Annotated in this window: 16 protein-coding genes; all 16 read right to left on the bottom strand. The window is 50.9% G+C overall.

The annotated features are described in order from the left end of the window. Positions 1-63: 63 nt before the first annotated feature. A complete protein-coding gene (gene pheA, locus AC50Y3_RS01285; protein ID WP_494816971.1) occupies positions 64-939 on the bottom strand; it encodes a prephenate dehydratase in 876 nt (291 codons plus the stop codon). Further along, positions 936-1,913 (bottom strand): homoserine kinase, encoded by a 978-nt coding sequence (gene thrB, locus AC50Y3_RS01280; RefSeq protein ID WP_494816970.1) that lies wholly within the window; start codon positions 1,911-1,913, stop codon positions 936-938. Before thrB ends, pheA begins: the two co-directional genes overlap by 4 nt. Continuing rightward, positions 1,910-2,983: a threonine synthase gene (thrC, locus tag AC50Y3_RS01275; RefSeq protein WP_494816969.1), complete on the bottom strand. Its 1,074-nt coding sequence runs from the start codon at positions 2,981-2,983 to the stop codon at positions 1,910-1,912. Before thrC ends, thrB begins: the two co-directional genes overlap by 4 nt. A gap of 32 nt (positions 2,984-3,015) precedes the next feature. Then, positions 3,016-4,302: a homoserine dehydrogenase gene (locus tag AC50Y3_RS01270; protein WP_494816968.1), complete on the bottom strand. Its 1,287-nt coding sequence runs from the start codon at positions 4,300-4,302 to the stop codon at positions 3,016-3,018. A gap of 35 nt (positions 4,303-4,337) precedes the next feature. Further along, on the bottom strand, positions 4,338-4,775 hold the full coding sequence (locus tag AC50Y3_RS01265; protein WP_494816967.1) for an ACT domain-containing protein: 438 nt from the start codon (positions 4,773-4,775) through the stop codon (positions 4,338-4,340). Between the two features lie 192 nt (positions 4,776-4,967). Continuing rightward, positions 4,968-6,296, bottom strand: coding sequence for a GTPase ObgE (obgE, locus tag AC50Y3_RS01260; protein ID WP_494816966.1), 1,329 nt, complete (start codon positions 6,294-6,296; stop codon positions 4,968-4,970). Positions 6,297-6,310: 14 nt separating this feature from the next. Beyond that, the gene (locus tag AC50Y3_RS01255) at positions 6,311-7,048 is read right to left on the bottom strand and encodes a Spo0B domain-containing protein (protein ID WP_494816965.1); all 738 of its coding nucleotides are present in this window, start codon (positions 7,046-7,048) and stop codon (positions 6,311-6,313) included. Positions 7,049-7,183: 135 nt separating this feature from the next. Further along, the gene (gene rpmA, locus AC50Y3_RS01250; RefSeq protein WP_494816964.1) at positions 7,184-7,489 is read right to left on the bottom strand and encodes a 50S ribosomal protein L27; all 306 of its coding nucleotides are present in this window, start codon (positions 7,487-7,489) and stop codon (positions 7,184-7,186) included. Positions 7,490-7,503: 14 nt separating this feature from the next. Further along, the gene (locus AC50Y3_RS01245) at positions 7,504-7,845 is read right to left on the bottom strand and encodes a ribosomal-processing cysteine protease Prp (protein ID WP_494816963.1); all 342 of its coding nucleotides are present in this window, start codon (positions 7,843-7,845) and stop codon (positions 7,504-7,506) included. 11 nt (positions 7,846-7,856) lie between these two features. After that, positions 7,857-8,168 carry a 50S ribosomal protein L21 gene (rplU, locus tag AC50Y3_RS01240; protein ID WP_091214815.1) on the bottom strand — a complete coding sequence of 104 codons (312 nt, stop codon included), beginning with the start codon at positions 8,166-8,168 and terminating at the stop codon, positions 7,857-7,859. Between the two features lie 186 nt (positions 8,169-8,354). Beyond that, positions 8,355-9,584, bottom strand: a complete 1,230-nt coding sequence (locus AC50Y3_RS01235; RefSeq protein ID WP_494816962.1) for an Rne/Rng family ribonuclease — start codon at positions 9,582-9,584, stop codon at positions 8,355-8,357. Between the two features lie 41 nt (positions 9,585-9,625). Beyond that, positions 9,626-10,513: a M50 family metallopeptidase gene (locus tag AC50Y3_RS01230; RefSeq protein ID WP_494816961.1), complete on the bottom strand. Its 888-nt coding sequence runs from the start codon at positions 10,511-10,513 to the stop codon at positions 9,626-9,628. After that, complete coding sequence (locus tag AC50Y3_RS01225) at positions 10,506-11,477, bottom strand: peptidoglycan DD-metalloendopeptidase family protein (RefSeq protein WP_494816960.1); 972 nt, start codon at positions 11,475-11,477, stop codon at positions 10,506-10,508. Before AC50Y3_RS01225 ends, AC50Y3_RS01230 begins: the two co-directional genes overlap by 8 nt. 107 nt (positions 11,478-11,584) lie before the next feature. Beyond that, positions 11,585-12,733 (bottom strand): FtsW/RodA/SpoVE family cell cycle protein, encoded by a 1,149-nt coding sequence (locus tag AC50Y3_RS01220; RefSeq protein ID WP_494816959.1) that lies wholly within the window; start codon positions 12,731-12,733, stop codon positions 11,585-11,587. Between the two features lie 7 nt (positions 12,734-12,740). After that, positions 12,741-13,532, bottom strand: coding sequence for a septum site-determining protein MinD (gene minD / locus AC50Y3_RS01215; protein WP_091214800.1), 792 nt, complete (start codon positions 13,530-13,532; stop codon positions 12,741-12,743). A gap of 83 nt (positions 13,533-13,615) precedes the next feature. Next, on the bottom strand, positions 13,616-14,275 hold the full coding sequence (locus AC50Y3_RS01210; RefSeq protein ID WP_494817764.1) for a septum site-determining protein MinC: 660 nt from the start codon (positions 14,273-14,275) through the stop codon (positions 13,616-13,618). Positions 14,276-14,298 lie beyond the last annotated feature (23 nt).

Raw genomic sequence — 14,298 nt, 5'->3', positions numbered from 1 at the left:
GCAGAGCTTTAACTTTCCGGGTGTTTCAATTACAAATTTGCGCATTTCATCACGCCATCATGACTATTCAGAGGCTGCATATTTGAAACTTGGGTAACTTCCGAGCACCCGCACCTGACAGCCGATCGCTTCAATCTCAGCAATAGCAGACGGAAGCAGGACCGTATCCAGCGACATTTCGATGTCGATCAAGAAATAATAATTGCCGAGCTGCTTCTTCGTTGGACGGGATTCAATCCGCGAAAGGTTGATGCGGCGCCAGGAGAACGCGGACAGCACCTGATGCAGCGCACCCGGATAATCCTCTGGCATCGTAATCAAGATACTCGTCTTATGTTTCTGTGAGTCACGAAGCGTAAACGGCTCAGTTCCCACTAACAAGAAACGAGTGAAGTTGTTGTCATGGTCGGTTACGGCCGTTTCGAGCACGGCCAATTCATTATCTGCCGCTGCCGACACTTGTCCGATTGCCGCCCAGCCGCGTCCCGGATTATCGCGAACAATGCGCACAGCTTCCGAAGTACTGCCAACATGCTCAAGCTCTGCATGCGGAATGTGTTTCTTCAGATACTGGGTACATTGCGCCATGGCTACGGGATGACTGAGCACCTTAACGATCCTGTCGTACGCGAGCTCGCCGTCAGTCGTTAGCTCGTTCGCTTCGCCAATCAAGTTTTGAATGGAAGGGTATACCCATTCCGCTTGAATAGGCAGGTTTACTTCATCCACGATCCAATCGGTATGCAGACCAACGGAACCGTCGATCGTATTCTCAATCGGAATAATAGAATAGTTTGTCTTGCCTTCCGCGGTGGAGAGAAACACATCCGCAATCATACGATGATAGGAATAGTGAATATCGGCACCATGACCGTTTAATAAGTACCTTGCTGCTTCATCTGACGTTGAGCCTTTCGTCAAACATGCTACGCTAATCATGCCCTGACTTCTCCTTTAATCCGTTCCATGAATGATTGTTCCTGCTGGTTGCCGCTCACCGTGATCTCGGGACCTTCCGCACAAGGCTTCAGCCACATGGTCTCTGCCTGAATGCCGTGTTTGCCTAGGGTATCACTGAGAAAAGCCTCCAGCTCCGCCTTACGGGGGCTGTTCTTGTGAACGAGCGTAAGAAGCGTCGGACCCGCTCCGCTAAGCGCAACGCCTAAAGCGCCGTGCTCCGTAGCATGATCCAGAATTTCCTCCATACCCGGAACCATTGCCGCCCGGTATGGCTGATGAAGACGATCTCGCATCGCGAAAGCGATCAGATCCAAGTTGCCGCTTGCGAATGCCGCGACCAGCAGCGAGCTGCTGCCTACATTAAAGACAGCATCCTTCATTGCGATTTGAGTCGGGAGCGCATGGCGTGCCTTCTCTGTCGATAGCTGGAACGATGGAATGGCTACCAGCACGTCCATATCGGCATGCGGTTCTAACCGAACCTTCTCCGCCCGCGATCCATCCCAGGCCGAGACGACGATTCCCCCGAACAGGGATGCGCCGACATTATCCGGATGGCCTTCAAGCTCACTGGCTATCTGAAACAGCGCATCGTCGCTAAGCGGCTTGCCGATCAACGCATTCGCACACGTTAGCGCTCCGATAATGGCGGATGCACTGCTGCCAAGCCCACGTGTCAGCGGAATATCGCTGTACATCGCGATATGCAGCTCCGGCTCTTCCATACCGGCAGCCTCGAACACCTGCTGCGCAACTTTATAGATCAAATTGGACTTATCGGTTGGAATACCTTCCAGACCGTCCCCATGCAATTCAATGACGGTGTTTCCATCACTTGGGATCGCCATTTCGATCCATGTGTAGAGCGACAACGCCATACCAAGCGTGTCAAAACCCGGACCGAGATTCGCCGTGCTGGCCGGGACCTTTACCATTACCCGGCGGTTCATCATTTTGCCGCACCTTCAAGCTGACGGATCGCGTTCATGACCGCTTCTTCGTTGTCATCAACAACGATAGGCTCTGCTTGTACACTTTTAATGGCGATGTTAGGATCCTTCAAGCCGTGGCCAGTCAATACGCAAACTACCGTTTCGCCGCCTTTAAATGCACCTTCGCGCTTCAGCTTAAGAACGCCGGCAATCGAGGCCGCCGATGCCGGTTCTGCAAAGATACCTTCGCGGCGTGCGATCAACTTGTACGCATCGAGAATCTCTTCATCCGTCACATAGTTGATTTGGCCTTGTGACTCTTCCGCAGCAGCAACAGCTGTTTTCCAGCTGGCCGGGTTACCGATCCGAATTGCTGTTGCAATCGTTTCAGGCTCGGCAATAGGTTCGCCCTTCACGATTGCCATAGCGCCTTCAGCTTCGAAACCGACCATCTTCGGCAGCGAAGTGATTCTGCCATGTGCGTGCAGTTCCTTGAAGCCTTTCCAATACGCCGAAATGTTGCCCGCGTTTCCAACCGGAATCGCCAAGTAGTCAGGCGCTTCGCCGCCAAGCTGATCCACAACTTCGAATGCTGCTGTTTTCTGGCCTTCAATCCGGTAAGGGTTGACGGAGTTTACCAGTGTAATCGGGTGCTTCGCCGTAATCTCGCGAACGATTTCAAGCGCGCGGTCGAAGTTGCCATTGATCGCAATGACTTTGGCACCGTAGATAATCGCTTGGGCCAGCTTGCCCAGCGCAATATTGTTATTCGGAATTAGCACGATACAATTCAGACCCCCGCGTGCCGCATAAGCTGCAGCCGCTGCCGAAGTGTTGCCTGTAGACGCGCACATAATCGTTGTGCTGCCTTCTTCCATCGCCTTCGCAACTGCCATAACCATACCGCGGTCTTTGAAAGAACCTGTCGGGTTCAAGCCTTCATATTTGAAGAACAGGTTCAAGTCAAGCTCCTTGGACAGGTTCTCGGCACGTACAAGCGGCGTATTGCCTTCTTGAAGCGTGAGCATCGGCGTATTTTCGTTGACAGGTAGAAATTCTTTGTACGTTTCGAGCAAGCCTAGATATCTCATGGAAAATAGGACTCCTTTATGTGAAATTATAGTTAGCCTTCTACGCGGTACACACTCTTGATCGCTTTTACGACTTCCATGCCTTCCAGTGCTTGAAGCACTTTCTTCGCAGCGGCTTTATTGGCATCATGCGTAATGATGATGATTTCCGCTTCAGGGATGCTCGGGTTTGGCTGTTGCAACACAGACTCGAGGCTCACTTCATACTCGGCAAAAGCTTGCGTGATGCGCGCAAGAACACCTGCACGATCATCCACATGGAGCAGCATAAAATATTTCGAAGCAATTTGCTCGTCGGTTTTGAGTTTCTTCTCTTTATAAGCGAGCTTCTCCTGTTTGCCGTTCACGCCAAGCTTCAGGTTCTTCACGACAGCGACAAGATCCGCGACTACGGAAGTGGCCGTCGGCAGTTCGCCTGCACCTGCTCCGTAGAACATCGTTTCGCCTACTGCTTCGCCATATACATAAACAGCATTGAATACGCCGTTAACGGATGCGATCGGGTGAGAAAGCTTGACCATCGTTGGTTGTACGCTGACACTGATATAGTCGTCTTGTCGCTCAGCGATACCAAGCAGCTTTACTTCATAGCCAAGGCGCTTCGCATAGAGAATGTCTTCCTTCGTGATCGAGGAAATCCCTTTTACATCCACATCTTCAAGCGCAACGTTAGCGCGGAAGCCAAGCGTCGCGAGAATCGTCATTTTGCGAGCAGCATCCAAACCTTCAACATCCGAAGTCGGATCGGACTCGGCATAGCCAAGATCCTGCGCTTCCTTCAGCACGTCGCCGTAAGCTGCGCCTTCTTTGCTCATTTTAGTCAGGATATAGTTCGTAGTACCGTTTACGATACCCATAATCTTCGTAATGCGATCGGACGAGAAGCCCTCCACAAGTGTGCGAATTATCGGGATACCTCCGGCAACACTCGCCTCATACATCACGTCGCAGCCATTCTCTTGGGCTTTAGCCAGAATCTCCGGTCCGTGCAGTGCCATCAAATCTTTGTTCGCTGTAACGATATGTTTGCCGCGGGATAATGCTTCAAGTATATAGTTCTTCGTTAATTCAATGCCGCCCATCACTTCAACGATGACGTCGATATCAGGATTATAGATAATTTCCCAAACGTCCTCTGTCAGCTTCTCTGGAGAAACGCTGATGGAACGGACTTTATTTTTATTTTGCACGAGTACTTTCTCAATGACGATCGGGGAACCCACTTGGCTTTCCAAATCGGATTGATGTCCTTCTACGATGCGTACCACACCTGTACCGACTGTTCCCAGCCCTAGCAAACCTACTCTGATCGGCTTCATTATTCTGATATCCTCCAATTCAACTCTCAAATTCTCTATCCTTGCCCAATGATCGTCGCTTTGCGTACACCGTCATGCTTGCGGATGCCGTCAATCATCTCAGACAGCGAGCCGTTCATCATCGAGGTATCAACGGAAATAATGACATTGGCAAGCCCTTGCAGCGGGATGGTTTGGTGAATCGTAAGTACATTTCCTTCCGTGCCGGCTACAAGACCAAGCACTTTCGAGAGGACACCCGACCGGTGGTCGAGATCCATGGAAATGGTTACGATCGCTTCCCGTTTCAATTGATTCTGTGTGTAGACGCCGTCTTTATATTTGTAGAAGGCGCTTCGACTTAAGCCTACCCGTTCCGTCGCTTCATGAACAGTGGCGGCTTCGCCGCGCCGGAGCATCTCTTTCACTTGGATCGTCTTCACGATCGCTTCCGGCAACATGTCCTCGCGGACGACAAAATATCGTTCTTCCACTTGCCGTCCTCCCTCAAGAGACATTTGTTCTTCCATAGAGGACATTATATCGAATAATGGCGAATGCGGCAATAGGCAATCGAGAAACACAACATTCTCATTATACCTATTTTATCCTTGGAATGAACAAAAAACTGCTGCAGCGTGTCTGCACTTTCATGCACAGACACCGCCGCAGCAGTTTCGCTTTACTTATTCGTGATAGGAGAAATCGCTGCCCTCGAAGAACTCGAACGTATAGTCGCCGATTCGAACGATATCGCCGTCTTTCGCACCGATCTTACGAAGCTCCGCGTCAACGCCCATCTTACGCATCGTACGAGCAAAACGCATAATCGCATCGTAGGAATTGTTGAGGTTAACCCGTTTCATGAACTTCTCGATCGTGGCACTTTCCACGTAGAAGCCTTCGTTCTCCTTGCCCACTTTGAACGAACGATCTTCTTCTTGCTCGAGCGTGTATACTTTGCGCTCCGCTACATCCTTAACTTCCTCGATCAAGCGGGTATCCGGAACGGTCGCCAGCAAATCGGCAGCCTTGTACAGCAGCTCTTGAACCCCTTGTTTCGTGAGTGAGGACATCGCAACCAGCTGATGCTTCTCGGCATCGCCGCTTGCTTCAAGCTGTTCGCGGAACAAGGCAAGCTGTTCCTCAGCATCCGGCATATCCATCTTGTTCGCCACAATAATTTGCGGGCGTTCTGCCAGAATCGGATTGTACATCTTGAGCTCTTGGTTAATTTTCACCCAGTCGTCGAAAGGATCGCGCCCCTCGGACCCCGACATGTCGAGAATGTGCAAAATAATTCTTGTACGTTCAACATGCCGCAGAAAATCATGGCCAAGACCGACGCCTTCACTTGCTCCTTCGATTAGACCCGGAAGATCCGCCATCACGAAGCTGCGTCCATCGCCAACATCAACTACGCCAAGATTAGGCGACAGCGTTGTAAAGTGATAAGCGCCAATCTTTGGTGTTGCAGCCGACACGACTGACAACAGCGTCGATTTCCCTACGCTCGGGAAGCCGACAAGGCCAATGTCCGCCATAACTTTAAGCTCAAGCGTAATGGTGCGTTCTTGGCCTTCCTCACCGTTCTCGCAGAAATCCGGAGCCGGATTGGCCGCCGTAGCGAAACGGCAGTTGCCTCGTCCACCGCGTCCGCCTTTGGCTACAACAATCTCCGAGCCGTGCTGCGTCATATCCGCAATGATTGCTTCGGATTCATCATCGATGATGACCGTTCCCGGCGGGATCCGAACAATCATGTTCTCCGCGTTAGCGCCATGCATCGATTTCACTTTGCCGCGCTCGCCGCGCTCCCCTTTAAAATGCCGCTGGTAGCGGAAATCCATCAGGGTACGAAGCCCTTCATCTACGCGGAAAATAACGTCGCCGCCTCTTCCGCCGTCACCGCCGGCCGGTCCGCCGTTCGGTACGTATTTCTCCCGGCGATAGGAAACGATTCCGTTTCCTCCGTCGCCGCCTTTTACGAATATCTTTGCTTTGTCGACAAACATGTCCTAGCCTCCGTTTATTTCCCAAGCTGCGCCTGCAGCATGACACTTGCTGATTGCAGGCTGTCCTCCGCCAGCTTAAGCGGTGAATTATCAAGCGCCCGCTTGCATTTCATCTTCCAATCATCCATCTCTTTAATGACACCTTCACAGTGGAAAGATACGCTTAGCTGCTGCTCGTCCTGCGTAATCCGTACAACGAGCCGATCAGCATCGCCTGTGCTTGGTCTGATGGCGAACCGATAGGCATTAATAATTCCTACGATCGATTCCGCAGCAAGCTCACCGTCTAGCGGCAGCTCCGCTAAATTCACATCACCGTCAATCTCCACATCAATTACCAATGAGTGCGATATCGTGCGAAACGACTGTATAAACAGAACAAGCGACGGAATGCCAAGCTTAGCGATCTTGCTCTCCGTTAACATCCGTTCTCTTATCTGTTCCACGTACTGAACGGTCTTATCCGCTTTACCCATTCGAATATATCCGTATATGACCTGCAGATCATTCATCCAATCATGGCGATGATGATTAAGCGTTCGAATGGATGCCTGCTGCATCGCAGCAGCAGCCCTTGCCATCCGCGATTCTTGTTCCCTTCGTTCCGTATGAATCCAGAACACAGCAACAAGGAACACCCAGACTATAAACACAGCCAGCAGCCAGAGTTCCGCCGGCCAAATGAAAACAGCAGCAGCAGGAACCAAAAGGGATGCAGCCGCAAATTGTTTGGTCATTCCGATGCGATTCATGAGCCGAGCCTACTTTCCTGTTCTTTCCTAGCCTTAAACAGTATATCACGAGAAAGTAGAAAGATCATCTTTGCATATGGCTTTGTTCATAAAAAAAAGAAAACCCCGGTCTGCATGCAGACCAGGGATTTTTCACTATTCTGCCGCCGCTACCGGAGCAAGTGCAATCGGGTAAACGCTGACTTTCTTACGATCGCGTCCCCAACGCTCATATTTCACAACGCCTTCCACTTTCGCGAAAAGAGTGTCGTCTTTACCGATGCCAACATTGTTGCCCGGGTGAACTTTCGTTCCGCGTTGACGAACCAGGATGCTGCCAGCAGTTACCGTTTGACCGTCAGCGCGTTTAGCGCCAAGACGTTTGGATTGGCTGTCACGTCCGTTCTTCGTGGAACCTACACCTTTCTTCGAAGCGAAAAGCTGAAGATTCAGTTTCAACATGGATGTTCCCTCCTTTATTCCCGAAATTGATGACGAATATCAACATACTTCCCGTATGAGGCTGCAATGGAATTCAGCATCACGATCATACCTTCCAGCAGCAGCTGCGTCTTCTCGTTAGAGCTCGCATCGCTCGTTACCGGTATATCTGATCGGAGCCAGCCGCTCTTCATGGAAGCAGGGAGAGCTAGTCCCGCCAACTCCTCAATCGCGTTTACCGTACCGACCGAAATGGCTGATACACCAGCACAGACAATATCTTTGCCTGCCTTTGCAAACTTGGCATGTCCTTCTATTGCAAACGATACGATCCGTGTATCAACGGCGGATTGCCGTTCAATGGTGACCGTAATCATAATTTAACCTCTTAAGCTTGGATTTTGCCAATCGTTACTTTGGAGTACGGCTGACGGTGACCTTGCTTACGGCGGTAGTTTTTCTTCGCTTTGTATTTATAAACGATGATTTTTTGACCTCTGCCGTGTTTTTCGACTTTAGCTGTTACAGTAGCGCCGGAAACAACCGGAGCGCCAGTTACTAGCTCGTCGCCTTTAGAAACAGCCAAGACGCGGTCAAACGTTACCTCTTCACCTTCAAAAGCATTCAGCTTCTCAAGAAATAGAACGTCGCCCTCTTGAACTTTGTACTGTTTTCCACCAGTTTCAATAATCGCAAACATATGTTGCACCTCCTTATATCGAAGACTCGCCTGATGCAGGTGCCGACCTTAGAAGGCCGAGCTTAGAAACCTGTTCTGCGCGGTATTTGACTGCAGCCCAGATATCCTCTGCAGACACCATAACATAATAGCACATCCAAACACCCAATGGCAATTACTTTTTATAAACTCATTCGCATGTACGAGTTATGACTGCCGTGAAGAGGTAGACTCATTCGTCTGCAAGACCGGAGACGTTGTTTGCTCCCGGACCTTCTTGCGGGTAATTTCGAGCAAACCCAGCCTTGTCCAGCCGACAACCTGGCATTTGGTTCGATCCGCACGAACGAGCCGCTCAAGCAGCTGCATCACTTCGTCCCGATGCTCTTCTTTCTCCATGTCGATAAAATCCACAATGATAATGCCGCCGACGTCGCGAATCCGCAGCAATCTTGCGATCTGCTCCGCTGCTTCCAAATTCGTACGGAATATTGTATCTTCCAAATTGCTTGTTCCGACGAATTTGCCGGTATTGACGTCAATTACTGTCAGTGCCTCTGTTTGATCCCAGACCAAGTCTCCGCCACAGCCTAAACGAACACGCCGCTCGAAGGCTTCATGCAACTGCTCATTAATGCGGTAATGTTGAAATAGCGCTTGCCCCTGCTTCTCAAACAACCTCAACCTTGGCAGCATCGCTGGTGCCATTTGCTTCATAAGCGCCTCAGTTTGGAGAAAGGCTGTTCGATCATCGATCCACAGCTCGTCCATCTCCACAGTCAGCAAATCCCGCACCAGTCGATGGACAAGATCCGCTTCGCGGTGAAGCAATGACGGCGCAGAAGATGTTCCACTTCGTGCTTCAATTCCTTGCCACAGCTCGCGCAAGAATTGCACGTCATGCCGGAGCGATTCACTGCTCTCGCCGATCGCTGCGGTTCGCATAATGACGCCCTCGCCTGGCAACCGAATCTGCTCGCCGATGCCGCGCATTCTGACGCGCTCCGCTTCTCCAATGACCTTCTTGGAGACGCCTATGTAATCGGCAGCAGGCATATAAACCAGAAAGCGGCCAGGCAGCGAATAATGCGTCGTGACACGAGCTCCTTTGCCGCCGAGCGGCTCCTTCATCACTTGAACAATCAGCTCTTGTCCGGCGGTGAGCAATTGATTTATTTGCGGTTTTTCCTTACTCTGTCGTTCCAGATGCGGATGCAGCACATCGTCAATATATAGAAATGCATTCTTCGTCAAGCCAATATCAACGAATGCCGCCTGCATCCCTGGGAGCACATTAATGACCTTGCCTTTGTAGACACTGCCCACTAATTGACCGGCATCTTCGGTTTTTTCACTATAAAATTCGTATAGACGGTTGTTGTCCACTACGGCAATTTGCAGCCAATCCTTCTGCTTGTGTACCAGCATTCTTCTCATCTTTCGACCTCCTGTCCAGTCGGTCTTTACTGATACTTATATTACATGAAAAGCTCCAAGACTGCACGGTCAGCCTTCCCATCGGCAAGAAATCCGTTCACGATTCGCTGCTCCGGGACTACACCGAGGATGTCACCTTTTTCTTCCATAATGACAATTAGATGATAGCTGTCCCGTTTGAACAACTGCAATGTGTTTTGAACCGTATACCCTTTCGGAATGATGATGGGCATCGCCCAAACCCCTCTTGCAACAATTCGCGACGATGCTATGGCTCTTGTCGTTAAGAACCGCAGAAACAAATAGGGGATATTCCGATAGGCTGTCCAATTCGTGAGCAGTAAAAACAACCCGACCGCGAACAAATTCATGTGAATATGGACGGCATTTCTCTCCACCAGCGCTGGAACAAAGGCATAGAGCAGCATCATAAAGCTGAAGAGCAAGCTGACCCGCCCGCCCCAGACAAGCGTTCCATAGAATGTGAGCGAACGGCTGAGTGCGGCTTGCATAAGTTTCCCGCCATCAAGCGGCAGAATCGGCAGCAAATTAAACAGACCGATCATCACGTTGGCTTGCCACACATACTCGGCCCATTCATGACTCCAAATCCCAAGCTGGCCGAAGAGCCAAGCTACGGCCGCCATCCATACATTTTGAAGCGGTCCGGCAATCGCGACAATAGCTTCTTCTTTAACAGGGACGCCGCTGCCCTCTTCGACCTCAGCCACACCGCCAAACGGCAGCAGCTTCACTTCTCGAATACGCCAACCGAAACCTTTTGCCATCATAATGTGGCCGAGCTCGTGCACTAGAACGATCGCAAATAAGGTCAGCAGCTCAACAAAATACCCGGTCACAACGGAGGCGAGCATGACCAGCACGAAGAGCGGGTGCACAGACCAGCGGATGCCGCCAAGTTTAATCAATCGGAACGACGTCCGCCGGATCGACGTACTGGCCTTTCTCCTTCACAGCGAAATACAACAGGCTTTGCTGGCCTTCCTCCGCTACCGGCAGCTTACCTATCGTTTTCCCCGCTTCGATCCAATCGTTCACGGCTACACGAACTAAACCCAGATGACCGTAGACGGACACGCGATCATTGGCATGCTGCACCACAACTGTTTCGCCCAAGTCATCATCCTTGGATACGACCAGCACTCGGCCCGTCTCAACAGCAACTACAGCTTGACCGGGCTCCCCTGCCAGTTCGATTCCACTTAATGTTTCCGCGAACGTTCTGACAACGGTACTGGAAGAGAGCGGAGGCACAATCGGGAGATCGACAGCGCCCTCGGCTAGTTCAGACTTCTCACCACTGTGGTCGCCAAACAACGGAATGAAGGATGGTGCACCCGCAAACCAATCCTTATATAATGCCGCAGCAGCATCGAAATTCATTTCCTCCGTCAGCGCAGACGTCACCACCTGTTGGCCTTGCTTCGCAGCAGGTATATCCAGCTTAAAGAGCGCAAACACAATGATGAATAGCGCCCCTGCAATCGCCGTTTGAATGAACAGCCCTCTGACGATGAACCGAAAATCTCGCGGAGCCGGTGTTTTCGGCGGACCGCCTTGCTTGCTGGCCTTCACATCTTTACTCGGTAATGGGGCAATCCGCCAGCCGGCGCTTTCCCACGGATTCGGATTCGCTTTCCACAATCGCTCGGGGTCATCTTCTATATCAGGGAGCTGCACAGGCACAGACAAAGATGCGGTCTTCTTGTCGGGATTCGGCTGATGATCGGCGGGGCTTGGCAATGGCAAAGGTTGAATGCGGGCCTGGGGCTGCTGCATCGCCTGCTTTAGCGGAAGTGTGTTGGTGTTATGCTCCATGATCCGGCGGATACGCTCTTGTCTGCGCTCGCGGATACTGCTTTTTGTATCCATACTAATCCCTCCATCTCTAATCGCTAATATATATGAGCATGTGGGACTAGTTATGTTGTGACACCTCCGTAAACAGCAAAAAGCCGCCAAGCTGATTGCTTGAGCGGCTAAGTGGCCATTTCGTATTTCTCTTGATGCGCCTTGACGCTGAAAACAAGACCGATACAGAGCATATTGAGCAATAAGGATGTACCGCCATAGCTGATGAATGGCAGCGTTATACCTGTTATCGGCATAAGCCCGATCATCATGCCAATGTTCTGGAAGACTTGAAAGACGTACATCGAGACAATCCCGATTATGATAAATGAGCCCTTCAAGTCATAACACTGGAATGCAATGATAATCATGCGGTAAATCAATAAGAAGTAAAGCATAAGCACGACGGCGGCTCCTTGAAACCCGAATTCCTCGCCGATGACGACAAAGATCGCATCCGAATACGGATAAGGAATAAACTTCCGGTTCTTCGACTCGCCTTTCATATAACCATCGCCCGTTAATCCCCCGGAGCCAATCGCAATCTTCGCCTTCTGGGCTTGATAGACTTCTTTCTCGGAGGCCGTCTCGGGATTAATGAATCCGTTAATTCGCTCATACCAGTGCGTCTTCTGGTGTTCTTGCAAATAGTCGTGGATTTGCTTGTTGTACGTGTTGAACAGAAACATGAACAGGACAAGCGATCCGACTGTGATGCCGAGACCTAACAGAACATGCGTATATTTGACATTCCCGATCCATAGCATGCCAAGGACGATAACCAGATAGATAATGGCATTACCCAGATCCGGTTGAATCATAACCAGAGCGAACGGGATAAAAGAGAAGAAGGCAATAACGAGCAAATCCTGCCGGACCCGCAGCGCATCTCCATTCCTTCTGCCCATCAGGTAAGCTACGGTAATGATCAGAATGATCTTCACCATCTCCGCGGGCTGGAACTGAAGTCCGCCGGGCAGCTCGAACCAGCTTTTCGCACCGTTAATTTCAACGGCCGTGAAGAAAACGACTACGAGCAATACAATCCCCAGGCCGTAAAGAAACATCCATGCTTTGAGAAACACCCGGTAATCGAACAAGGTGGCTACTAACGCTACGAAAAATCCCAACCCGTAAAAGATGACCGTCTTCACGTCGTAATTGGCGTAATCGGGATTCCCGTAAGTCGCGCTATGTACCAGCATCGTACTGACGACCATAAATGCCAGCAGAATGATTATCATGCCAAGGTCAACCTTTTTCAGTTTGTTTAGCACCTAGCAATCATCCTATTCCAAGAAACTTGCGGAACCGTTTAATGACGCCTGATTTCTCCTCAAGCGGCATCAGCGGCACCATATCGCCGAGCATGCGGCGCGAGATATTCCGGTAAGCAATCGCGGCACGTGAGGAAGGGTCCATCACGGTGGGTTCGCCTGCATTCGCCGAGCGGATGACCTTCTCGTCATCGGGAACGATACCCAGCAAATCAATGGCTAACACTTGGCAGATTTCATCGATGTCGAGCATCTCTCCGCTGCGTACCATATTGGCGCGAATACGGTTAATGACCAGTCTCGCCGGCACATGAATCTGCTCCAGCAAACCGATGACACGGTCCGCATCACGGACAGCCGCATTCTCCGGTGTAGTGACAACGATTGCACGATCCGCGCCTGCTACTGCATTGCGGAAGCCTTGCTCGATGCCCGCAGGACAATCGATGATGACATAATCGAAGTCTTTCTTCAGTTCAAGGATCATATCGCGAACTTGTTCCGGTGTCACATCTGATTTATCTTTCGTCTGGGCGGCCGGAAGCATGTAAAGCTCCTCGAACCGTTTATCTTTGACAAGCGCTTGATTCAGACGGCAGCGTCCTTCCGCTACATCGATCAAGTCATAAATAATCCGATTCTCCAGCCCCATGACGACATCCAAATTGCGCAGGCCGATGTCGGTGTCGACCATGCAAACTTTTTTCCCCAATAACGCAAGCGCCGTTCCAATATTCGCTGAGGTCGTCGTCTTGCCAACGCCGCCTTTACCCGATGTGATTACGATCGCTTCTCCCATGACTCAACTCTCCCCGCTCCAGCCATTGGTACTGCTGCTATACAGACCTGCTGCAAAATTGTTTCCCGTTATTGCTGCGCCAGCTAGGCTCGAAACACGACCGGCAGCTTTCGCAGCCGCTGCAGCTGTGTCATTTTGTCGATTTTCATGACGCCTTCGCTCAAATACGCAAATTCCATCGTGGCATCACCGGTCATCCACTCATCCGGCGGCCGGCTGATTACTTCGCTAATCCGAAGCTGTGTCGGCCTTAGGAGCGATGCCGCGATAATGGAATCTTCTTTCCCTTTGTAGCCTGCATGCGCCAAGCCTCGAAGAGCGCCGAGCACATAAATATCACCTGTACAGAGCAGCGAGCCGCCTGGGTTTAAATCCCCCATTAGCAGCAGGTTTCCGTCATGCTCAAGTGTCTGGCCTGAACGGATAATACCGGTCAGCACCTTCAAATTGTTTCCGTCTTCCACCTTCGGCTCCGGGCGCGGTTCGCTTTCAATCGACTGCACAAGCAAATTGCCCTGGTTCCGAATAGCGGTTCTTATTCGTTCCTTGTCTTCCTCATTCACTTGCCGGGTGCCGAGCTTCACTTGAACGTGAACAATGGGACCTGTCAGCAGCTGTTGATGCGACTTTTCCAATTTGAATTGCAGCTCATCCAGCAATGCGGAAAAATCACATGTGTCGTCAAGAAGGAAAATCAGACCATCTTTGACGCCTTTGATCGTAATATGCTGCTTCTCGGCCACGCTCGTCTTCACCCCTTCTCTAT

The organism is Paenibacillus sp. J22R98 (assembly GCF_059383835.1).
Note: the sequence above shows the minus strand (reverse complement) of the source record. Positions and strands in the feature narration are given on the sequence as shown.